The organism is Chroococcidiopsis sp. [FACHB-1243], assembly GCF_014696895.1.
In the GTDB taxonomy this organism is placed as follows: Bacteria; Cyanobacteriota; Cyanobacteriia; order Cyanobacteriales; family Chroococcidiopsidaceae; genus Chroococcidiopsis.
This window is the reverse complement of the sequence record NZ_JACJQX010000002.1, coordinates 56014-78778: the sequence shown is the minus strand read 5'-3', so window position 1 is coordinate 78778 and position 22765 is coordinate 56014. Positions and strand designations below refer to the sequence as shown.

Here is a 22765-nt window from a genome sequence, read left to right as displayed (position 1 = left end):
AACAACGCACCCTACCTTACTACTGCCAAACAAAAACTTTGGCTTCGTAAGGACCAATATCAAGCAGCATATCTTCCCCAGATTCGAGGTCGTAATTCCCCGTCCATTCGTGCCATTTTCCAGCAGCAGGGAAGTTATCGACGCGATACCCAGCTAAGAAGTTTTCTGAGAAATTAGCAATTACAACTACGCGAGAACCTTCATCGTTCCAACGAGTGTAAGCTACGACTTTAGCTTCTGGATTTTCGTGAAAGAAGTCGATATTTTCCGTGTAAAGTGCGTGGTTGTGCTTGCGGAGGTTAATTAAGCCTTTGTAGTATTCAAATAAGTTGCGATTGAGATCGTTGCCCAACAGTCCCCACTCAATTTTGGCAGATTCAACAGTTTTTGGCTTGTATTCACCAAATTCTTCACCCATCCAAACCAAAGGAACACCAACAGCGGTCATTAATAAGGCAACTCCCAATTTGATGCGTTTAAAAGCTTCTTCGTCAAAGATTTGGCGATCGCCTAACTCTACCATCAAATGGTTGTGGTCGTGGTTAGTCAAATAATTCACCACGTTAGTTGCACCCATGAAGCCTTGACGCTTGCAGTCAATCACATCTTTAAGTCTTTCTAAGTCGAAGGTGTCACCGCAAATGTGCGCTAAAACATCGTGATAAAAACTATCGTGCCAGCAACCATCCATCGGTCCATCTACATTGGTAATAGATGTTGTTTCGGGAATGTGTTCGGCAACAGTATAAAATGGCTTCATGCTGGCTTTTTGCTTAGCTTCATTCACTATCCAATGCATGAAGTCATAGTTGGCAATTTGTCTTGCAGCGTCAAAGCGAATGCCATCAATATGAAATTCTTCCACCCAAAATCGCACGTTATCGCCAATAAATTTCCGTGCTGGATATGTTTCTAAATTTTCATCGTAAAATTCGTAATTAAACTCTGGTCCCCAGTTATTATCGGGGTCGCGGGGTTCGTGATGATACCAATAATCGTGGTCGATTTGAGTTAGCGGACTTTCTGCTTCTGAGTGGTTGTAAATCCCGTCCATGATAACCCGAATGCCTTTTGCATGGCATTCATCGATCAGTTTTTTCAATCCCTCTGTAGAACCGTAGCTGGATTCTGTGGCGAAAAAGTGACGGGGATTGTAACCCCAGCTATGATCTCCCGGGTATTCTTTAACTGGCATCAATTCGATTGCGTTAACACCAAGTTCGCACAGATAATCTAACTTTTCAACAACGTGTTTGTATTTACCGCGTGCGTGAGGGTCGTCTTCACCACCAGAAAAATCGCCAACGTGCATTTCATATATTACCAACTCGCGATCGCTCGGTAATGGCTTGTCATCGTGTTGCCATACATAAGTATCCAGAATTCGCTGTCCATCTTTTACCCGCACTACTGCATTCTGCGTTGGGTTATCGATATCTGTAGCATAAGGATCGATAACATCTACCCATTGGTCGGGTTCAAAGAACCAAGATTTAGACTGGACGCGAAACTTATATTGATATACGCCATCTTCTAATTCAACTTTTGTCCGAAAGTACCCATCTTTACCTTTTTCCATCGGTATCTCTTCCCAATTGGAAAAGCAGCCAATTAGCTTCGCACCTTTGTTGTATGGAGCAAATAAACTAAATTCAATTGGGCTTGCCATGATTTTTTTAATACAGTGACGAACACCCGTATTGTCTTACGCGCAAACAGAGTTTGAAAATCATTCACGGGATAGAAGATAAGTTATTCTACCTTCCTCCCCAAGATATACGAGCGAACGATTCTTTTCATGCAAGTCCCAAAAATTGATGAATTAACCGAGTGTTCGATCGCATCTCTATCAATTTTATTAAAAATCTCAATCCTATCTCCATCAACTGTACTTCTTCAGATATATGCCTAGAGCTAGAGTTTGAAATGGAGCGCGATCGCGTTCCAAAATATTTGTTAAGATATGTGTAGCTGACAATACAGACTTACATTTTGTTTAACTTTAAACTTTCATTATTTAGATAGAACTGTGTTTTGTCTTGCGACAGAGGGTGAGTAAAATGTAACAAAGCTAACCTAAAAATTAGGAAAGGAAATAATTTTAGCTTTTCCTATTTTAATGAAATTATTCCAAGTCAAACTATGGCGATCGCACTGACTCGAATTTTCAGTTTATGCGGCTAGAATGGACCTGATTTTTTCTAAAAATCCTATGCAGCTAGAATCCCTAAATAAAAGTTACAAAAGTAACAATATACCTGCGATCGAATTTCCCTTAGTCTTTTCTAGCTTTAGAAATGGATTGTGGCTGTTTGGAATTCCTTCTTGGTTATTTGGTATTGTCGATCGCAGTTTTGCCGCTTTTACTGATGGATATGTCTCTTCTATAGAGCTGGTACACTTATTTACAGCTTCTTTTTTCTTACTAGGCTGGATTTATCTCAAACCTGAAGAAAGCTCAAATATTGGTGGAATTGGTGCAGTCAGAAGTTATGCAATTGAGGCACGAAACTCTATAGATGAGCATAGCTTACACGCGACCACAGCTAGAATGTCAGAGTTGCAAGAGCAACATGTCATTCGTCAAGAATATATCTTACCCTTTCATTACATTTGCCAAATTTACCATCTTTTAAATCTCAAGCACTTAGAGACAATCCACCATTTCAGTCTGAACAACCTTAAAGTGATTGGAGTTAGTCAAATTCAGCCGACACAAAGCGGGGGAATGGTAAGATTTCAAACTGTGTTAGATTCACCTACTAACGTGTTACGAATTTGGCGACAACCAATAGTCGAAGTAGGATTAACCTTACATACTCCGTATACGGTAGAGTTGAGTATTCCGGTTTATAACCAGCGATACATTACAGTTTTGTTCAATGTCATTCCCGTTGGTGCTAACGAGCATAAGCTAATTATAGATATCTACAGCAATCTCAATTGGCCCCGACCGTTATTGCAAGTCGTGTTGCATTTTGCCGCTTGTTTGACTTTGTTTGAAGATTTACCTTATTTGCAAAGAATCGCTCAGAAAAAAGTAAATCATCTCGTTAATCTCAAAGGAATCTCCGAACGAGATACGATGTGGTTGTATAGGAGATTTGTGAAATTGCATGGAGCGCGTCAAGTACTAAGCTTACCTGAAGCAAAGGCTTAAATATACATGTTAATAAATCTCTTTCCAAGCTGCTACAGTACTCTTCCCGATTTCGCTATCTACAATTTCTCCGCTTTCCGTCACCAATCGAATGCCAATATTTTCACTTGGGGAGTTTTTCAAGGCAGAGGCTAAATCTGGTTTGACGCGGAACCTACTACGATCTCCTTCTAGTTGAAAAACGCGATCGCCGACTTTGATATATAGATTGGCAATTCCCAAAGCTGCGTTTGCGGTTAAACAGTCTCTACTGATACGATGGTCAAACCAGCCATGACCAAAATTGCAATCGCGATCGCTATAAGCTAATAAGAAGCGTACCGAATCATTCCGCCAGAGGCTAACGACTTGTATTCTGGCGTTTGTATTTAAAATACGTCGATAAAAGAAGTTTTTATCGAAAATACCCACATACTCTCCCTCAAACGGATCGATAATTCTTACAGGTTGCGACCACGGCACATCAATTCCTGGATCTAAAGCTGCCGATCGCACGATCGGGAGTTCTTGGGAAATCGCAGATGGAATAGAGATATATACTGTAGCGATCGCTAAAGACGCAAAACATAATTTGACTGCTTGACGCTTCAGCGAATGTCTAAAAACACAATTTAGGCTGATGGAAGACATAGAGTAATACCAGAAAGTAAGCTATTTTCACTCTAGTACTTTCATTGTAGTCTTCTCCTCCTTCATCAAAAGGTTTGTACTTCTGATGCTGTCAGCGTTTCAGCTACACCCGTGAGTTTAGCAGTCGATTCTTTTACTTGACTCATAATCTTTTAGATGCTGGAATTGGCTAGAGCTTTCGCGATCGCCAGTTTCAATCTATTCAAATTTATGCTGACATTGACGGCAAGCATGACATGGCTGAGTTCTGGGTTCAAAGTCGCGACAGGCAATTGCTGCTTCCGTACAGGCATTTATTGGGTTTACCGTGCATTTGAGCCGATAGTCGTTGGTAAAAAAGGCACACCCAGAACAGGGAATTTGATGTAGTGTTTTGATGCGATCGCTGGCTTTTTCAATGGAAAGGATGGCGCTAACGCAAGCGCCAATTGTCATTACCCAAGCACAGCAAGCAAGAAAAATTGTCATTAACATTTGATTCCTATAGTTGGTTGCATGTCACGAGAGAGCTGCATTTCAAGATAATTTTGGCAGTGAAACCTAGATGTAATGAGACGAAGACAAACGAATTTTGCGTGTCAGCCGAGAATCTGGCTCACCGCACTTTTGGAAGAGGAAAATTTTTTTGGAACACTCAAATTTTATTGATAATTACTTTCAATAATTTATTTGTATATAAAACTTAACACTCCCCAACTGAACTCATCCTGATACCATGCCACTAAAACTACAGAAATTCATCTATAGCCCCCCTTTTTAAGGGGGGTTGGGGGGATCTTCTCTACCGTAGTCAAATGTAAATCAGTGCGTGATACTTGTAGGGACGCACAGCCGTGCGCCCCTACAGATCGTGTTTTACCCAATTGAAAATTGCTATCAGTCGCGCGTGCCAAACCTCCGTCAATAAAACAAATCAGGCGCTACAGCTAACTGCGCGCCCATACAGATTTATTACACTCAAACGAGAATTACTTACTCTGGTCGGTGGATAATTGTTTCCATCACCCGGCGCTTTGTTCTTGGCTCAATTCCGAATATTCGCAAATACTCATTTTGATATTCAGACAAATTGACTTCGAGCGCAGTAATTGCTTCTGATTCACCTACAATACTTTGACCGCAACTCTTCCAAGAATTAGTCCGAAATCGGCGTTTATCTACATGTTCGATCCCAATGTGGTAGCCTTGCGCTATTAAATTTCGTACTTGCTCCAAAGTTTGTAAGCCAATTTGAGTTGATATTACCTCATTGTGACGATTATTATGAACTGGAGGCTCGTAAGATTCAACTGAGTTTACTACTCCACTACTAGCTTGGGGCAATTGAATACTTTCATTGACAAATCGATTCCCAGATTGCCAAACAGGAAGAGGCGTTTGTGTAGGTGAATAATTTTTTACTGGATTCTTTGCGGATTCTGCACCATTACCAGAGGGCGAAGTTACAGTTTCTTGCTGCGACGATCTCGGTTTTTCTGGTGGCGCTGGAGGAGTATATTCTCTAAAATACCTGTTTCCATCTAAAGCTCGATTATACTCTTTGACTAGCTGAGAATTCTGTACTTGTTGCTGCTCTTTCACCATCAAGTTACCCATTTCAATCAAACGGGATAGATTGAATTTGGGCTTGCTAAATTCTGGTGGTCTATCGGCACTATTTACAACTCTTCTCGATACCTGCTCTATGCCAATTTTGAAGATAAAGTCGCGAATTTGCTCGTCGTAAATTCTGGAACGCAGGGCGCTAAAGAAATCGACTGACTGGTTGGAGAAAGTATCGACTAACTGCTCTATTTCCCGTGATGAGAGTCCGTCGTCTGAGTAAATTCCAGCAACGATACCCACTTTATCACTGCGATCGGGTTGCCAGTAAAATTTTTCCATTCTACCGTCTCGAATTAATGGCGCGTATAGAGTGGAAAAATCATTACCTGTAACAATAATTGGGACGCGATGTAAAGGTGTTTCGTCGTAACTACCAGGTAATTGTACGTTAGTTGGATTATCCGCAATATTCATCAACGTGGCGTTTACCAACTGAGTATTCACCGTATACTGAGTGCCTTCATCAAATCGTCCTGCGCCTGCATCGAGATCGTTAATCATGATGGCGCACATTTTACCCCGCACACGGATCAATTCTGCTGTCTCTCGATAGCGCAGACGCAGCAAACGCGAAGGATCTCCAGCATCGGGGCTTTCTAATTCACCACCAGAAATATGAGTAATTTCTATCCCCATCTTCTCGAATACTAAATCGCACTGAAAAGATTTTCCCTCGCCTTTACGTCCGTGAACGCCTAAAATCAACGGTACGCGAATACCAGGAATATTTAAATAATTCTTGGTGATAAATACAGCGATTTTTTCGAGAAAACGAGGTGCAATGTAGTAATTCATGAATCTATCAGATAGGTCGAGCCGCTTAAACTTATCTTAAGTTTTTTTTGGTTGTTGCGATCGCTTTTTCTTGCTCTATTCAAGATTGCTGTTGTGCTACTTTTCTGACAGCATCTATGTCTAATTGCAGTTGTTCGGCAACCTGTTCTACTGTCAGTCCTGCTTTTAACAATAAAGGTACTGCCGCTAGTTTACCTTCGGCTCGACCTTGCTCTAGCCCTTGCTCTAGCCCCTGCTCTAGCCCTTGCTCTAGCCCCTCTGCTAAAGCTTCTTGGTAGACTTTAGTTTGCTTCAATTCGTTTAGCCCTAACATTGCCTCAATCTCCTCTCTGTTCAAGTCTGGAAACTTATAAACGAATACAGTTTCTATCAATTCTATAAATTTTCTTTTCTTCTCGGCATCTGCTACTTCCTGTCTAGTTCTTGCTATCAATTGTCTACCCCTCTCAGGAACAACTTCTGGTCTTAAACCAATGAGCTGCAATAAACTTAGTCCTAAAGATAGTTTTTCAGTTTCGCCTAATTCATCTAAGTAGATGCGCTGGAATTGAGAACTAGATGCAAATACCCGATACTGTCTAGGTAAACCTGGATCTAAACTACGCCTGGTAAAAACTAAAATGGCTTGCCAGTCATTAACTGGTTGGTAGTCATGTAAATACAGAAAGATTTGGCTGAAAAAACTGGAATAAAGAACTTTTTTAATATCTTTGTAGCCTTGAACTTCTACAAAGACTACAGGTAAGTCAGTGGCGTAAATGGGAGGAACTAAAATCCCATCAATCCGAAAGCTGGTTTGTTTAACTTCTTGGGAGGCAAAGCTATAGGTAATATTTCTAGCAGAAACATTACCTATAAGTTCAAACACGATACTTGGATCGGTTTGGAAAATTTCGTAGAATAGACTATCTGTTTGCACGGGTGATGCCGAAGGCGGTTTGCGAAGCAACCACCGCACTAAAAAATCCACAAAAGGAGAGGTAGAATCTACCCCTCCTTTCAAAACACTTTAACTATTTCTAGTTTTTAGTAGTATCTACTGCCACTGCTGTTGGGTTTGTGAACCAAGAAGCTGAGGATTTGACACTGCTTGACGTTATCGAAACCAACGATCCGAATGTAGCAGTTGGAATACTGAGAACGGCACGCTTGAACTTCATTCAATACTTCTTGAGTGCTTCCAGCTCCAAACAAAGGCAACTTCCACATTGTCCAATAACACTCTGTTGGTTCAGAGGTTTCGTTGAACTCAATTGCCGGAATATATCCTTGACTGAGAATGTACTGAATTTGTCGATTAATTTGAGCGTCAGTTAGAGGCGGCAAATAAGATAAAGTTTCGTAGCGCCGCTCTTTTGGTAGGGTTTGCATGGATTATCTCTGTGGGTTGCTGAAAAGTTGATGATTGTCATTTGTCATTTGTCATTTGTTGTAGAAACAACTAGTAACCAATAACTAGTGACGGTTTAAGGGCTATCCAGATTGGTTTCTGGGGTAGTTTGAGGCTCAGAATCAAGGCTAGGATTTGTTTCTAGTTGCGTAATCCGCTCTAGATGCTGCTTGCGGTGTTGCATGTTGGCTTGCTGAATCCCAGCACGTACCATCTCAGGTAAGAAATCAGCCACTTCCTCCGCTAAATGTTCTCTGACAGTCATGATTCGCAATGCCAAATCTGGCTTTTCTCGAAACAAATTTTCTATGTACGCTTCGCCGTCTTGTATTCTGTCAGTCGCAGAAAAGCGATGCAGCCACAGTGCCAGAGGAGGGTTAGTTTCACCAATTTGCGCCAACACCGTTCTTACTGCCTGATAAGTCAGGTAGCTTTGCAGCGTCTTGGCTGTGTCCTTCGCAATTCGCTTTATATCCATGCTTGACCCCAGCCTTTGTAGAGTTATGAGGTATGAGTCGCGAGTTTTGAGTATTCTAACTCACTCACCACTACGCAGCTAATGGGGCGCGAGGACACCTCGCCGCCCGCTGCTTCACCACTCACCACTCACCACTTATTAAAGGGTGTCAACTGCCTTGAACTCGAACTTGATTTCCTTCCACAGTTCGCAAGCGACAGCCAACTCAGGCGACCACTTAGCAGCTTCGCGAATTACATCGTTACCTTCGCGTGCCAAGTCGCGTCCTTCGTTACGAGCTTGAACGCAAGCTTCTAGAGCTACGCGGTTAGCAGTTGCGCCAGGAGCGTTACCCCAAGGATGTCCGAGCGTACCACCACCGAACTGCAAGCAGGAATCATCACCAAAGATTTCTACTAGCGCTGGCATGTGCCAAATATGGATACCACCAGAAGCTACTGGCATTACACCAGGCATGGAAGCCCAATCTTGAGTGAAGAAAATACCGCGAGAACGGTCTTCTTCAACGTAGTTTTCGCGCATGAGATCGACGAAGCCCATCGTGATGCCGCGTTCGCCTTCTAGCTTACCGACTACTGTTCCAGAGTGCAGGTGGTCGCCACCAGACATCCGCAAGCACTTAGCCAATACGCGGAAGTGAATACCGTGATTTCTCTGACGGTCGATTACGGCGTGCATAGCGCGGTGGATGTGGAGTAACAAACCATTATCGCGGCAATACTTCGCCAAAGTCGTGTTAGCAGTGAAACCACCAGTTAGGTAGTCGTGCATGATGATTGGCGTACCGAGTTCTTTAGCAAACTCAGCCCGCTTCATCATTTCTTCGCAGGTAGGCGCTGTAACGTTAAGGTAATGACCCTTAACTTCCCCTGTCTCTGCTTGTGCTTTTTCAATTGCTTCTTGGACGAATAGGAAGCGATCGCGCCAACGCATGAAAGGCTGAGAGTTGATATTTTCGTCGTCTTTGGTGAAGTCTAGACCACCGCGCAAGCACTCGTATACAGCCCGACCGTAGTTTTTCGCCGATAGACCGAGTTTGGGCTTAATCGTACAACCTAACAACGGACGACCGTACTTGTTTAGTTTGTCGCGCTCAACTTGAATCCCGTGGGGAGGTCCTTGGAATGTCTTCAGGTAGGCGACAGGAATTCTCATGTCTTCCAGACGCAGCGCTTTGAGGGCTTTGAAACCAAATACGTTACCTACAATCGAGGTCAACATATTAGTGACGGAGCCTTCCTCAAACAAGTCGAGAGGATAAGCCACAAAGCAGAAGAACTGGTTATCTTCACCTGGTACTGGCTCGATGTAATAACAACGACCTTTGTAGCGGTCTAGGTCGGTTAACAAATCCGTCCACACAGTCGTCCACGTACCAGTGGAGGATTCAGCAGCTACAGCCGCGCCAGCCTCTTCTGGAGGGACTCCAGGCTGAGGTGAGACACGGAAACAAGCCAGAACGTCTGTATCTTTGGGAGTGTAATCGGGGGTGTAATAAGTCAGTCGGTAATCTTTAACCCCTGCCTGGTAGCCCGATTTGGTCTGGGTTCTCGTTTGCGCGTAAGACATATTTTTCTTCCAAGAGTCAGTCTCTTCCACTCGCCAGTTGGCAAGTCTATTTCTTGCCAACTAGCTTCGGTTTTTAACAATATATCAAGAATTGAATTAGTTAAAATTTAAATGTACTGTACACATTTATAAAAATTTATTATTAAACTTGTATTTTATTAATTTTTGTTACAAATACTGCTGAATATATCTGAATCAGTTACTAGCTATCAGTTATGAGTGAAGAAGGGGAGTCGGGAGTCGAAGTCGTGAAGAATTTACCTCTTTTCACGCACCAGATTAAGATCGCGCACTACGTACCACTCTCTTACCAACAGCCAACAACTACTAATTACCCATTACCTATTACCTATTACCACTCATTTATGCCAATCACTACCCAGCAATTAATTCAATGGAAACAACAGGGGCGCAAAATAGTTGCTCTAACAGCTTGGGATTATATTACGGGGCGGTTGTTGGATTCAGCTGGAGTAGATTTGATTTTAGTTGGGGATACTTTAGCGATCGCACTTGGTTACGAAACAACGCTACCAGTGACGCTAGAAGAGATGTTACACCACGCTAAGGCAGTGCGCCGAGGCGTGAAACGCGCGTTGGTAGTATTCGATTTGCCGTTTTTGTCGTATCAGGAAAGCTTTCAGCAGGCTATGCATTCGGCGGGAAGGGCGCTGAAAGAAGCAGAGGCGCAGGCGGTGAAAATTGAGGGCGGGCATCCGGCAATTATAGAAACCGTGACACGGTTGGTACAAGCAGGAGTTCCAGTGATGGGACATATTGGTTTGACACCGCAATCGATCCATCAGTTGGGATTGAAGCAACAGGGGAAAACAGCCACAGATGGAGAAAGACTTATGGCTGAGGCGATCGCTCTCGAAGCAGCAGGAGCCTTTAGTATTGTCTTAGAACACATTCCATCAGACTTAGCGGCTCAGATTAGCCAAAAATTAACGATTCCTACTATAGGTATTGGTGCTGGTTCTAAGTGTGACGGGCAAGTATTAGTCACTGCCGATGTGTTGGGTTTGTCTGAACGGCAACCGCCCTTTGCCAAAGTGTATGTAAACTTAAGTGAAGCGATCGCTCGGGTAGTGCAAGATTATGCTGCTGAGGTACGAGAGCATAAGTTTCCGTAGTAGGGTGCGTTAAATAACGCACCCTACCAAATGTTGGCGATCGCAATATATTCCAATATATTCTTAGTTGCGATCGACTAAGTTTCTTATAGTAAGAAATCATTATTATTCATTTTTATTCATGTATTATTCTCTTACTTAGTAGTATTTTCAGCCATAGTAGGAGTAGTATTTGGCTTAACTGCTCTTGCAACTCAAAAGTCTAGAAAAGCTGGATTTTTATTATTTATATGGTCATTCTTTGGCGGGATACTCGGTTCGATAGTGAGTTTTCTACCAGCAGGTTTTTGAACTCATCAAGCTGTAATAATGAATAACCCCACCTTGAAAAACCCCAATCTAAGCGGTTTGGCTCAGGGAATGGCAGTAGGCGCTATGGTTGGTATTTGGTTTACTTTATTACTACTTAGCTCGATTTCAGGTGCAATGTTAGGTGCATCTTTTGGGTTAAAGTTTTACCATCGTCGTTCTAGATCTCGGTAAAAAAGAGAATTTTTTGTAAGTTAGCAGAGAGAGCATAAATTCCCATAGGGTGCGTTAAATAACGCACCCTACTACGGAACTCGGATTCATTCCCATAAATCGCCTCATATTGTCTCACCAATAAGCTAACGTCATATAGTGAGCTGAGATTGGTTACTGCAAAATTATGGTTAATAGTAATACTGACAAGAGACAAGGGAGACAAGGGGGACAAGGGGGACAAGGGAGACAAGGGAGACAAGGGGGACAAGGGAGACAAGGGGGACAAGGGAGACAAGGAAGCAATTCTAGCCACCAGCCACTAGCCACTAGTCACTCACCCGACTCCCGACTCCCGACTCCCGACTCCCCATTATTAGGTTTAAACCAAGCACAACTAACCGCTTGGGTACAAGCACAAGGACAGCCAGCATATCGCGGCAAGCAGCTATACGATTGGATTTACCACAAAGGAGCGCGATCGCTATCTGAAATCTCAGTGTTTCCGAAACAATGGCGTAGTAGTGTAGAAAATGTTTCGATTGGGCGATCGCAAATTCATCATCGCACTGTAGCCCCTGATGAGACTGTCAAATACTTACTTCAACTTGCAGACAATCAAATCGTTGAAACTGTAGGTATCCCAACTGACAAGCGCCTTACCGTATGCGTCTCGACTCAAGTAGGGTGTCCGATGGCTTGCGATTTCTGCGCCACGGGTAAAGGGGGCTTTCGTCGCAACCTCGCCCCTCATGAAATTATCGATCAAGTTCTGACAGTCCAATCCGACTTTCAACGGCGCGTCAGCCACATTGTTTTTATGGGTATGGGCGAACCCTTGCTAAATACAGAAAATGTCGTGGCGGCGATTCAATCTCTGAACCAAGATGTGGGTATCGGACAGCGTTGCATGACTCTTTCAACTGTGGGAATTCCAGGGCGAATTCTTAAACTTGCCAAATATCAACTACAAGTTACCTTGGCGGTTAGCCTTCACGCTTCTAACCAAGCTACGAGGGAAAAACTGATTCCCAGCGCTCAAAAGTACTCTCTTCACGATCTACTTTCAGAATGTCGCGAGTACGTGCGTTTAACGGGTCGCCGCGTCACATTTGAATATGTCTTACTCGCTGGGGTAAATGACGGCATAAAACAAGCAGCTGAGCTAGCTCAGCTGCTGCGAGGTTTTCAAAGTCACGTCAATCTAATTCCTTACAATCCCATTCGAGAAGCAGATTATCAGCGACCGAGTTCAAGTCAAATTCAGGCTTTTGTCAACGTCCTGAAGCAGCAACAGATCGCCGTGAGCGTCCGTTATTCCCGTGGATTGGAAGCAGAGGCGGCTTGCGGTCAACTACGGGCGCAGCAGCTACAGCCTTCATTGGGTTAATACCCGGCGCATATGCTTCTATAACTTTTCCTGTACGAGCGCACGTCACCATGAGATAGTCACAGCTATTGCATTGCGTGCGTGTTAGTTCGCTACTTAATACATAAAATCTTTCTGCTTCGCTGCCACAGTTGGAGCATCTAATCTGTTGTTTTATTTGCATTTGACAAACCTTTTGAGCCTAAGAATTTTTAAGAAAGAAGAAATAAAAACTGGAAGGTCAATCGAATATATAGTTTGGAACGCGATTGTTGAAATCTAGCTAGTCGCTCCAGCTAGGTTTTGTCCAAGACGGTCATCTTTTTTTCATTCCTATCTATATTCTCGCAAGATTTCAGCTCAGTATCCATGCCACTTTTGGTAGAAAATATAAAAAGTTTTCGTGGACACTACTTCGATTTGCTGCGATCCCCATGGTGAATCCTTTGATTTTGTAGCTTAGATAACAGTGTAAACAGACTTTCTAATGGCAGTGAGCGTTGACTTACTACTAAGACAATCGATCGACCGATCCCCGAGTCCAATCAATAATTTGACTCACGATCGGGTTTTCTCCTATCAATTTTTAACCATTTATTAAGGTTTGGTTTCCATCGAGGGTTAGATTGCTTGGATACGATCCCCAAGCGAAACAGATAGAAAAACGCCGAGCGCTTTTCTATCTACAAATTGTCAATTTATGTCAAATTAAATAGAAAAATTGCTCAATTTATGCTTTGAGGTGGGTGAAAATAGTTGTAAATTTCCCCTGCCAAGCGAGAACCGATACCATCTACTGTTGCCAGTTGCTCGATACTAGCTTGGCGAATGTAGTCGATCGAGTGAAAATGCGCTAAGAGTTGTTTCTGGCGATGGTAGCCCAAACCAGGAATTTCTTCTAGACGCGATCGCCTCATCTTGTCACTACGCTGCTGACGGTGGAAACTGACAGCAAAGCGATGTGCTTCATCTCTCAGTCGCCTAAGTAATTGTACTCCCGATTGTTCCGCATCTGTCGCCAAAGGTTGAGATTCGCCTGGTAAAAAAATTTCTTCCCGCTGCTTGGCTAAGCTGACAACTCGCAAGTCTTCCATCAAATTCATCTCTTGCAGCACAGCTACAACAGAAGATAATTGCCCCTTACCGCCATCAATCATCACCAAATCGGGCCAGTCAGGGTTTCCCACCCGCTGCATTTGCGGGTCTTCCACGTATTTACGAAAGCGGCGTTGAATCACTTCTGCTAAACTGGCAAAGTCATCGGAATGACCAGCCGTAACCGTAGGATTTTTAATCTTGTAGTGACGATAGTATTGTTTGGCGGGTAAGCCTTCAATAAACACTACTTGGGATGCAACCGCATTGGAACCCTGAATGTGAGAAATATCGTAGCCTTCAATTCGATGGGGTAAGTCGGGTAAGTCGAGAATGGCGGCTAGATCTTCCATAGCCTGGGAGTTGCGATCGCTCAATTTTTGCGTTCGTGCCAGTTCGTACTCCGCATTTCGTTCTACCATCTCGATCAATTCTGCTTTCAACGCCCTTTGGGGATTCACAATCGTGACTTTTCGCCCCTTACGTTGGCTTAATGCTGTCGCCAGCATCTCTGCTTCTGGTAATTCGTGCTGTACCAGAATTTCTGTAGGAATTTCTACATCGTCAGCAGTTTCATAATGTTGTTCTAAGACACGCTGTAAGATTGCCCCTGGTTCAAATGCGGGAGTCGGGAGTCGGGAATCGGGAGTCGGGGAAGAAATTTTTAATTGGGGATTTGTAGGGGCGGGTTTAACTGAATCATCTCTTGATTCCTCGCTAGCCTGTTTAACAAACCCGCCCGTACCAGATTCAGGTGCGAGTAGGGGCGCATGGCTATGCGCCCCTACTTCGGCGACAAAACCGAGGCGACCGACAAGTTGTCCGGCACGAATTTGAAATAACTGAATGCAGGCGTGCTTTTCATCTGCTGCCAGGGCGATCGCATCTCGCGAGATCGTATCATCTGGTAGCGATACCTTTTGATCGGCACCCAGCGATTTTAACCCAGCGATTTGGTCGCGAATTCGCGCTGCTGATTCAAAATTTAACGCCTCGGCGCTAGCTTGCATTTGTGCGGTCAGGACATCGATCAATTCCTGCGTTCGTCCTTGAAAGACCATCGCTACCTTTTGCACGGTTTTGCGATATTCTTCTGGTGAAATTAGTTTTTGACATACCCCTGGACAGCGCCCTAAGTCATAATTGAGACACGGACGGTCTTTAAATAACGGTTGCGGGCGTTGCCGCAGAGCAAAGATTCGCTTTGATAGCCGTAGAATCGTTCGCAGTAAGTGAGCGTCAGTGTATGGTCCGTAAAATTTGTCTTCTTTTTTACCTTGGCGACGATTGCGCGTGATAAAGATACGGGGATATTGCTCCGACCAGGTAATACAGACGTAAGGATATTTTTTGTCGTCTTTGAGTAGAACGTTGAAGTAAGGCTGATTTTGCTTGATGAGATTAGCTTCTAAAGCAAGGGCTTCTGCTTCTGTATCGGTGACGATAAATTCAATATCAGCGACCTGTCGCACCATTATGGCGATACGATCGCTCAGTTGCTTAGGGTCGCGAAAATACGAACGTACCCGCGATCGCAGTTTACGCGACTTGCCGATGTAAATAATGCGATCGCTGCTGTCGCGCATGAAATAAACCCCTGGTTCGGGAGGAATTTCTTTCAGCCGACTTTCTAAACGCTCTGGATCTCTTACCAGTGGCAATGTCTTCGATGCTGTCACTACCCTCTAAACCCGCTTGCCTTCAATCCCTTCCTCTGTCATCCTATCAAACTGCACGCAGAAGGGTTGAGGGTTAGGGGCTGCAGGTTACAGACTTTAGTTCTACTCTCTATACTGAGGGTTAAAATCTCACTTCTCATTCCCAGACTTCGACTTGCTTCCTAATACCTACTACTAGTCAGAGAAGCTTTGTTTATTCCTTACCGCTCTTCTTACCTATTGATTTGCACCAAATTAATTCTAAAAAGAATATACTGATCGAATAAATTGTCTGCCTTAGCCGAGTTATTTATATTTCTATAATAGTAAATATACTCTTTTTTTTTCTAAAAGCGTGATAAATTATACACCAACTATAAAGTATAAATTAAATTTTGGTTGCCAAAGATGAAATTCTCACAGATCGGCTAAATTCTACATTAGCTGAGATTAAATTGGTTCTAGAAGTCAAAAACGATAAGTTATTTGAGGAGCTTGCTGCAATAGGCTGAGTTATGAATATAGAAGAATTTGAACTGAACTATCGAAACGGTATTGATGACACGCTCAACCAGCTTCAGACAGCTGTGTTGTTATTAGCACAGCTCGAAGATCGAATCACAGTTATTGGTCAGGACTTACAAAATCTCAGCCAGACAGTAGAGGAGTTTGTGACGCAACAGCGCGATGAATAATTTCAGAAGAGGTTCTACGATCGCTGTAGTTCTTCTTCTATTGCCTGTTTCAAATCTCTCAAACTGACTGGCTTGACAAAATAACGCTTTGCACCTAACTTCAAAGCTCGCTGCTGGTCGGCTTTGAAAGCAAAAGCAGAAACCACAATAACTGGAATACTTTGATAGTCTTGTCTGTAACTCCTTTGTTCGAGTAAAGTATAACCGTCAATACCTGGTAACTTTAAGTCTAATAAAATTAGTTCGGGTCGAAAGTCAGCCAAAGCTTGAAAAAATCCAGTGCCATCCGCTAAACCCAAAACCTGGTATCCACAAAAAACTAGATAATCTTCCAACATCTGTCGATTGAGATAGTTATCTTCAACCAATAAAATTCGTTTTGGAATAGGGTTGGCTGGTGCAACCGATCCAGCGTTGCTCACTTGTGTAATTAAATAACTGTTGTTGCTTGTATCACACTTCAAAGTCTTATATTGAAGACCAATTTAAAACAAAACTGAATTTATATTTGCGACTAGTTGTCACTTAGCTAGTTATCATTCATATTAGTCAAGCACAAGTATAATGGCAAATTGTCACCGAGCGAGCAGGTAGCAAGAGTCAGAAGCAACTGAAGGCGAAATTACCAAAATTTTCTAATCTTTACTCTAATCATTTAAGAATTGAGCGATCCGATCCACAACCGTTTCTAAAACATCAGGCGATTGAACCAGAGCAAAACGAACGTATCCTTCACCAGATTTACCAAAACCAGCACCAGGAGAAACTGCAACTCCAGTCGCTTCTACTAATTGAGTGCAAAAGCTGACAGAATCTTTATCCCAAGGTGGAGGTAATTTTGCCCAGATATACATGGTTGCTTCAGGGATGGGAACTTGCCAGCCAATACGATGCAAAGCACTCACAAAGCGATCGCGGCGTTGGCGAAAAGTTTCTACCATTCTTTGCACTCCAGTTTGGTCGCCACTCAAAGCAGCGATCGCCCCATTTAATATGCCTCGATATTGATTAAAATCGACTGCGGCTTTCACCTGGCGCAAAGCTGCAATCAGTTTGGCATTACCGATCGCATAGCCAACGCGGAAGCCTCCCATGTTATATGACTTAGAAAGGGTAAAAAACTCAATCGAAACGCTTTTCTCTGGATCGGCTTGCAAGATAGAAGGAGCCAGGAGCGAATTCGGAATTCCGAATTCCGAATTCCGAATTCGGGAGTTACTGCTCTCTGCTCCCTGCTCCCTGCTCCCTAAGTCCTCAAACACCAAATCGACATAGGGGAAATCGTGGACTAAAACTAAATCGTGTTGTTGGCAAAAAGCGACTGCCTCACGGAAGAAGGAAAGAGGTGCGACGGCGGTGGTGGGGTTGTGAGGATAACTCAGTACCATCATCCGCGCCTGTGCTAATATCGGGGCAGGAATGTCGGCTAAAACAGGTAAAAAATTATTTTCTGCCAGCAGGGGCATGGGATAAATTTGACCGCTAGCGAGGTAAACTCCGCCAGCATGGGAAGGATAGCCAGGATCGAGGAGTAAAGCAAAGTCTCCTGGGTTGAGTATGGCTAGAGGTAGATGGGCTGTCCCTTCTTGAGAGCCAATTAAGGGCAGAACTTCAGTTTGTGGATCGACAGCAATACCGAATTTTTGCTCGTACCAGCGGGCTGCGGCTTGGCGAAAGTTTTGAGTGCCGTGAAAAAGTAAGTATCCGTGGGTTTTGGGGTCGTGGAGAGATTGGGCGATCGCTTCTGTAACGTGCGCTTCTGTGGATAGATCGGCAGAACCCAGGGACAGGTCGATCGCATCTCGCCCAGCTAATATTGCTCTTGCCTTTGCCCGATCCATATCGGCAAAAACATTTGCTTTCAAGCACTCTAAACGATTGGCAAACTGCATATTTTTGTCCTTTGTTATTTGTCATTCGTCATTTGTTAAGAAAACAACGAATGACTAATGACCAATGACTAATGACTATTTAAGTACGTATCTAACATATCGGTGATTTTTTGTTTGCTCAGCGCTCCTTCGGAAGCAGCAATGACCTCCGTACCGCGAATTAAGCGCAGGGCAGGGACTCCTTCTACTTTGTACAGCTTGACTGTAGCAGGGTTAGGATCGACTTCCATTTTCACGACCTTAAGGCGATCGCTATAGTTCTCAGCTACCCAATCAAGAGCAGGTGACATCAATCGGCAAGGACCACACCAAGAAGCCCAGAAGTAGATCAATACTGGTCGGTCAGCTTTTACAACTTCTGTTTCAAACTCTTTGTCTGCGATCTGAATTGCGTTGCTCATGTGACTATTCCTTAACAGCCTCTTTTACCACTCAACTATTATCAGTTATCAGTTATCAGTGTAGAGACGTTACATGTAACGTCTCTACAAAGTTATCAGTTATCAGTTATCAATAACCGATGACTAATGACCAAACTGGTTTAAACATAAATGCCCAGTTTTCCCAAAATTCATCAGTTGCAGGTGTAGTACTCATAGTATTCTATCTAGCCCTTTGAATTGTCTTGGCGATCGACAGTGATTCCAGAGGATTTGTATGAGTTTTACTGCTATGCGACGAAAATGGGTTATGACTGCGTTAGCGATCGCGATTTTTGCGGGTGTAGGCAAAACTAGCAGCGCTCGAACTACAACACCAGCACCTTTATTCGAGCGAGTTGCCAGTTACAGTACGACGATCGCGGCGAATCAAAATCCAGCAGACATATATTATCCCCAACAGCCTCCTAAAGAGCAGGGGCGACAGCGATTTCCCATTGCCTTACTGCTGCCAGGAGCAAATGTTGATAAGTCTAGTTATAGCGATTTCGCCAGAATTGTCGCTAGTTACGGGTTTGTTGTAGTCGTTCCCATTCAACAGCGATCGCTACCTCAATTTGGATTTACGGGGCTGCTACCGGATACTTCCCAAATCGACGCAGTTTTAAACCAAATTAAAACGGAAAAATCTAATTCTACTCCAATTGCGAAGATTGTCGATCCTCAAAAACTCACATTACTCGGTCACTCTGCTGGTGGTGCTGTCGGTTTATCGGCGATCGGCAACTTGTGTATTATTCCTGTTACGTGTGAGGGTTCCTTCAAACGTCCTAAAGAGCTTGTAGGTGGGGCATTTTTTGGCACAAGTCTGCGCGACCCAGCAACTCAAGAGTATATTCCCATCAAAAATGCTGGTATTCCTATTGCTCTGATTCAAGGCGATCGCGACAGCATTGCTTTACCCAAAAGAGCGCAAGCTACTTATGCCAATATCCAATCTCCGCCCAAAGCTCTAATTACCGTTTCAGGCGCAAATCATTACGGCATCACGAATACCAATAATCCACCAGGTCCAATCCCTGACTCTAACAAACCACAAATCGAGCAATCGCGGGCAGTAGAAACTGTAGCGCGTTGGAGTGCGCTGTTTTTACGAGCGGAGGTATTGGGCGATCGTCAAGCTTTCGATTACATCTACAAAACGGGAGACGCTCGCGATCGCCGCGTCAGCGTTACTAGCCAACAGTGAATAGTTATCAGTTATCAGGAGTCGTAGGGGCGGGTGCGCGCAAATAGATGGATAGCTTCAGCCAAAAATCTAGGCTCAAAACCCGCCCGTACAGGAGCCAGGAGTAATTTTAAATTTTGAATTTTGAATGCGCGAATTTTGAATTTTGAATTCTCCCCTTGTCTCCCTTGTCCTTCGTTGCCAGAATTTACAATTGATCCAACTGTTTTTTCAAGTCTTCTAACTCTGCATCCACAACTGGACTTTTGGCAGCAGTTGACTGCTCGTTTGCTTGTGGTAGAGAAGGTTGATTTGATGATGTTGCTGGACCTAGAGACATTTGAGCTTTTAATTGTGCTAGTTCGTCATCGACATCGCTACCAGCTTCTAATGCAGCAAATTGGCTTTCTAGATCGTTCCCAGCTAGTTCTCCAACCGCTTGCGCCCGGGCTTCTTGCATCATGACTTTTTCTTCCATCCGCTCGAAGGCTGCCATAGCACTGCTAGTACCTAAGCGTCCAACTGTGCCTTGTAGTTGTTCCTGCGCTTTAGCAGCAGAACTACGTGCTTTGAGCATATCTTTTTTCGTCTTCGCCTCAGAAATTTTACTTTCCAAAGCAATCAGGTTGCGCTTGAGGGTATCAATTTGAGTGACTTGCCCATCTAAAGTAGCTTTGAGCGTATTTGCTGTTTCAAGATAATTTTTCTTACGCTCTAGGGCTTGCCGAGCTAAGTTTTCATCGCCTTTTTGCAAAGCTAGACGGGCGTTACGATCCCACTTTTCTGATTCATTTTGGTTTTGTTTGTATTGCTGTTCGGTACGTTTTTGGGCAGCGATCGCTTGAGCAACACCTTGCCGCAACTGGATTAAATCTTCCTGCATTTCTAGAAGCGCTTGCTCTAGAATTTTTTCTGGATCTTCTGCCTTGCTGACTAAATCGTTGAGGTTAGATTTGACAACCCTGCTAATCCGGTCAAATAATCCCATAATTGTGCTTTTCCTTCGGGGTTCACGGTTTAAGAGTAGGTAGCGAGTGCTGGCGCAGCACGAATGATTTATGTTTGCTCAAAGCAAAGTTAATTCATCTCTGCTTTTATTCTTAACATATGCCGAATTAGGGAGCAGGGAGCAGGGACGAGCTGGGAGCAGAGGGAGAAGTCGTAAGTCGTAAGTCGTAAGTCGTAAGTATTTCACGCACCACTCACCACTCATCACTCCCTACTCCCCTTTTGGTAGTTGCGGCGGGGGTGTTTGTCCTGAAAGTTGTGCTTTCATACTGGCAAGTTCAGAATCGATGTCGCTGCTGGCTTCTAGGGCGGCAAATTGTTTTTGCAAGTCGTCGCTACTTAATTCGGCGATCGCCTCTGATTGAGCTTCTAGCTGCAAAACTTTTTCTTCCATCCGCTCAAACGCACCCAGGGAACTAGTTGTATTTACACCCCCTAGCACTTCATTCAGTCTTTGAGTAGCTTGCGCCGATCGCGCCCTAGCGATATACATATCTTTCTTTGTACGCGCTTCAGAAATTTTGCTCTCCAGTGTTTGCAAATCTTTCTTCAGCCTGACAACGATATTATTTTGCTGTTCGATTTGGGCTGTGAGGGCAGTAGCCGTATCTTGATAGGATTTGCGGCGCGTCAGTGCTTCCCGTGCTAACACGTCGTTCCCTTGCTGTAGGGCAAGTTGAGCGCGACGATACCATTCTTCAGAGTTAGATTGAGCTTGGTGAGCCTGTCTTTCGGTGCGCTTTTGGGTAGCGATCGCCTGTGCTACAGCCTGTCGCAGTTGAACTAAATCTTCCTGCATATCCATGACCGTTTGCTCCAGAATTTTTTCTGGATCTTCCGCTTGCCCAACCAAGGCATTAAAATTAGCGCGAATAACTCTGAGGATGCGGTCAATCAATCCCATGACAGCTCTCCATTCTGATGAACGATTTAATTAGTGTTGTTCTGACTTAAAGCTAAATCTCTCCAACCCGTCACTGGCAAAAGCTAAATTGCTCAACAACTAATTTAGTTAGAGTATTAAACACATGGTATCTTACCTGAGATTCAGTTATTCAGTTGTCAGTAAAGAGTGGTAATGGGTAATTGGTAATTGGTAATTGGTTGTTGGTTGGTAGTTGTTGGTTGACAGTTATTGCACCTGAAGCTCCCCTGCACCTGAAACCCCTCTGCTCCCTTGTCCTCCTTGTCCCCCTTGTCCCAATGCGTGAATTTTGAATTTTGAATTTTGAATTTTGTCCCCGACTCCCCATGTCCTTAAATTCTTTAGGAAACATATTAGATACTGTCAAACAGGAAAGTCGCTGGCAAGAGCAGCCGCTTCAAAGGGTATTACAGTGCTGGGTTGAGGCTGTTGGGGCAATGGTAGCTACTCATACTCGCCCAGTTTCCATTCAAAGACAAGTTCTCTGGGTCGCGACTTCTAGTGCTGTCTGGGCGCAAGAACTCGCTTTCAGACGACAGCGGATTTTGGAGAAGTTAAATGCTCAATTACCGCAACCTTTGCTAGATATTCGCTTTTCTAGCGCTCAGTGGCAGCAGCTGGCAAAACAGGATTTATTAATTGGCGATCGCACTTCTTCTAGTTCTGGGTTGGGGCGCGCTCATCCGAGTTGGGTTGGCAACGATTCAGCCGCAAAGGGCGATCGCCAGTTGCGCTTTCGCCATCCTCAAGCAGCGTTTAGACACTGGACTGAAGTTACACAAACGCGATCGCGTCACTTACCCTTATGCCCCCAGTGTCACTGTCATACCCCTGTAGGCGAACTGGAGCGATGGGGAGTTTGTTCGATTTGTGCTGCTAAGCAGTGGTAGGAATTGCTGCTGGTATTTCATCAAAAGCTACTTTTATTAGGATCTTCTTTCAGTATTTATTTAAGTCCAAAAATACTTCTAGCGATAGAGGCGAGATGATTTGTAGTAAATTTACTGTTGGCTAAAATTCCCTCTTCAGTTTCGCGCTTTTAGAGCATTTTTCTTTGTGAAAGTCAATGTAAGTTTTACGAGCTTAAGATTTTCTTCCAATTGATCCCCAATTGTTTTGGCTTGAATTTAAGTAGTTATTATTTGAGCCTGCTAGGACAAGTCTAAATAAATTCTAAAATTATTTTTAGCTTTGAGAGCGCTAGAACCTAGAGTGATTCTTCAGTTGATGCCTCTGAATCCCTAAAACCCTAGAGGCAAAATAAATGCTGTAGACCCATCCACAACAGCT

21 protein-coding genes are annotated in these 22765 nt (G+C 43.8%); 7 read left to right on the top strand and 14 right to left on the bottom strand.

The window, feature by feature from the left end; all coding sequences use genetic code 11:
* Positions 1-19 precede the first annotated feature (19 nt).
* Positions 20-1669, bottom strand: a complete 1650-nt coding sequence (locus H6G17_RS01770) for an alpha-amylase family glycosyl hydrolase (RefSeq protein WP_192153653.1) — start codon at positions 1667-1669, stop codon at positions 20-22.
* Between the two features lie 543 nt (positions 1670-2212).
* Between H6G17_RS01770 and H6G17_RS01765 the strand changes: the two genes are divergently transcribed.
* Positions 2213-3160, top strand: coding sequence for a hypothetical protein (locus H6G17_RS01765; protein WP_192153652.1), 948 nt, complete (start codon positions 2213-2215; stop codon positions 3158-3160).
* A gap of 9 nt (positions 3161-3169) precedes the next feature.
* On the opposite strand, the gene H6G17_RS01760 is transcribed toward H6G17_RS01765, so the two are convergent.
* The 7 genes from H6G17_RS01760 to H6G17_RS01730 all read right to left on the bottom strand — a co-directional run bounded on the left by H6G17_RS01760 (position 3170) and on the right by H6G17_RS01730 (position 9627).
* Positions 3170-3790 carry a hypothetical protein gene (locus H6G17_RS01760; RefSeq protein WP_192153651.1) on the bottom strand — a complete coding sequence of 207 codons (621 nt, stop codon included), beginning with the start codon at positions 3788-3790 and terminating at the stop codon, positions 3170-3172.
* 198 nt (positions 3791-3988) lie between these two features.
* The gene (locus tag H6G17_RS01755; protein ID WP_192153650.1) at positions 3989-4264 is read right to left on the bottom strand and encodes a hypothetical protein; all 276 of its coding nucleotides are present in this window, start codon (positions 4262-4264) and stop codon (positions 3989-3991) included.
* Between the two features lie 498 nt (positions 4265-4762).
* A complete protein-coding gene (locus H6G17_RS01750; protein ID WP_192153649.1) occupies positions 4763-6190 on the bottom strand; it encodes a ribulose bisphosphate carboxylase small subunit in 1428 nt (475 codons plus the stop codon).
* Positions 6191-6269: 79 nt separating this feature from the next.
* The gene (locus H6G17_RS01745; protein WP_347276398.1) at positions 6270-7148 is read right to left on the bottom strand and encodes an Rpn family recombination-promoting nuclease/putative transposase; all 879 of its coding nucleotides are present in this window, start codon (positions 7146-7148) and stop codon (positions 6270-6272) included.
* A gap of 68 nt (positions 7149-7216) precedes the next feature.
* Positions 7217-7561: a ribulose bisphosphate carboxylase small subunit gene (locus H6G17_RS01740; protein ID WP_039713444.1), complete on the bottom strand. Its 345-nt coding sequence runs from the start codon at positions 7559-7561 to the stop codon at positions 7217-7219.
* Positions 7562-7656: 95 nt separating this feature from the next.
* Entirely contained in the window at positions 7657-8058 is a 402-nt protein-coding gene (locus H6G17_RS01735) for a chaperonin family protein RbcX (RefSeq protein ID WP_192153648.1), read from the bottom strand.
* Positions 8059-8196: 138 nt separating this feature from the next.
* Positions 8197-9627 carry a form I ribulose bisphosphate carboxylase large subunit gene (locus H6G17_RS01730; protein ID WP_192153647.1) on the bottom strand — a complete coding sequence of 477 codons (1431 nt, stop codon included), beginning with the start codon at positions 9625-9627 and terminating at the stop codon, positions 8197-8199.
* 365 nt (positions 9628-9992) lie between these two features.
* Here H6G17_RS01730 and panB point away from each other — a divergent pair, with 365 nt between their 5' ends.
* From panB to rlmN, 3 genes are all read left to right on the top strand, one after another.
* Positions 9993-10763 carry a 3-methyl-2-oxobutanoate hydroxymethyltransferase gene (gene panB, locus H6G17_RS01725; RefSeq protein ID WP_192153876.1) on the top strand — a complete coding sequence of 257 codons (771 nt, stop codon included), beginning with the start codon at positions 9993-9995 and terminating at the stop codon, positions 10761-10763.
* Positions 10764-11072: 309 nt separating this feature from the next.
* Positions 11073-11246: a hypothetical protein gene (locus H6G17_RS01720; protein WP_192153646.1), complete on the top strand. Its 174-nt coding sequence runs from the start codon at positions 11073-11075 to the stop codon at positions 11244-11246.
* Positions 11247-11412: 166 nt separating this feature from the next.
* On the top strand, positions 11413-12615 hold the full coding sequence (gene rlmN / locus H6G17_RS01715) for a 23S rRNA (adenine(2503)-C(2))-methyltransferase RlmN (RefSeq protein ID WP_192153645.1): 1203 nt from the start codon (positions 11413-11415) through the stop codon (positions 12613-12615).
* Between the two features lie 704 nt (positions 12616-13319).
* Here rlmN and uvrC read toward each other — a convergent pair.
* Entirely contained in the window at positions 13320-15368 is a 2049-nt protein-coding gene (uvrC, locus tag H6G17_RS01710) for an excinuclease ABC subunit UvrC (RefSeq protein ID WP_192153644.1), read from the bottom strand.
* A 494-nt stretch (positions 15369-15862) separates the two neighbouring features.
* On the opposite strand from uvrC, the gene H6G17_RS01705 reads away from it, so the two are divergent.
* Positions 15863-16042 carry a hypothetical protein gene (locus tag H6G17_RS01705; RefSeq protein ID WP_015157212.1) on the top strand — a complete coding sequence of 60 codons (180 nt, stop codon included), beginning with the start codon at positions 15863-15865 and terminating at the stop codon, positions 16040-16042.
* A gap of 14 nt (positions 16043-16056) precedes the next feature.
* On the opposite strand, the gene H6G17_RS01700 is transcribed toward H6G17_RS01705, so the two are convergent.
* The 3 genes from H6G17_RS01700 to H6G17_RS01690 form a co-directional block, all read right to left on the bottom strand.
* The gene (locus H6G17_RS01700) at positions 16057-16464 is read right to left on the bottom strand and encodes a response regulator (RefSeq protein ID WP_192153643.1); all 408 of its coding nucleotides are present in this window, start codon (positions 16462-16464) and stop codon (positions 16057-16059) included.
* 225 nt (positions 16465-16689) lie between these two features.
* Positions 16690-17934 carry an LL-diaminopimelate aminotransferase gene (locus H6G17_RS01695; protein ID WP_192153642.1) on the bottom strand — a complete coding sequence of 415 codons (1245 nt, stop codon included), beginning with the start codon at positions 17932-17934 and terminating at the stop codon, positions 16690-16692.
* Positions 17935-18002: 68 nt separating this feature from the next.
* Positions 18003-18335 carry a thioredoxin domain-containing protein gene (locus H6G17_RS01690; RefSeq protein WP_192153641.1) on the bottom strand — a complete coding sequence of 111 codons (333 nt, stop codon included), beginning with the start codon at positions 18333-18335 and terminating at the stop codon, positions 18003-18005.
* Positions 18336-18591: 256 nt separating this feature from the next.
* On the opposite strand from H6G17_RS01690, the gene H6G17_RS01685 reads away from it, so the two are divergent.
* Entirely contained in the window at positions 18592-19563 is a 972-nt protein-coding gene (locus H6G17_RS01685; RefSeq protein WP_192153640.1) for an alpha/beta hydrolase, read from the top strand.
* 187 nt (positions 19564-19750) lie between these two features.
* On the opposite strand, the gene H6G17_RS01680 is transcribed toward H6G17_RS01685, so the two are convergent.
* Together H6G17_RS01680 and H6G17_RS01675 are read right to left on the bottom strand one after the other, a co-directional pair.
* Positions 19751-20530 carry a PspA/IM30 family protein gene (locus tag H6G17_RS01680; RefSeq protein WP_192153639.1) on the bottom strand — a complete coding sequence of 260 codons (780 nt, stop codon included), beginning with the start codon at positions 20528-20530 and terminating at the stop codon, positions 19751-19753.
* Positions 20531-20761: 231 nt separating this feature from the next.
* Positions 20762-21454 carry a PspA/IM30 family protein gene (locus tag H6G17_RS01675; protein WP_192153638.1) on the bottom strand — a complete coding sequence of 231 codons (693 nt, stop codon included), beginning with the start codon at positions 21452-21454 and terminating at the stop codon, positions 20762-20764.
* Between the two features lie 347 nt (positions 21455-21801).
* Here H6G17_RS01675 and H6G17_RS01670 point away from each other — a divergent pair, with 347 nt between their 5' ends.
* Positions 21802-22365: a DUF721 domain-containing protein gene (locus H6G17_RS01670; RefSeq protein ID WP_192153637.1), complete on the top strand. Its 564-nt coding sequence runs from the start codon at positions 21802-21804 to the stop codon at positions 22363-22365.
* The last annotated feature ends 400 nt before the right edge of the window (positions 22366-22765 follow it).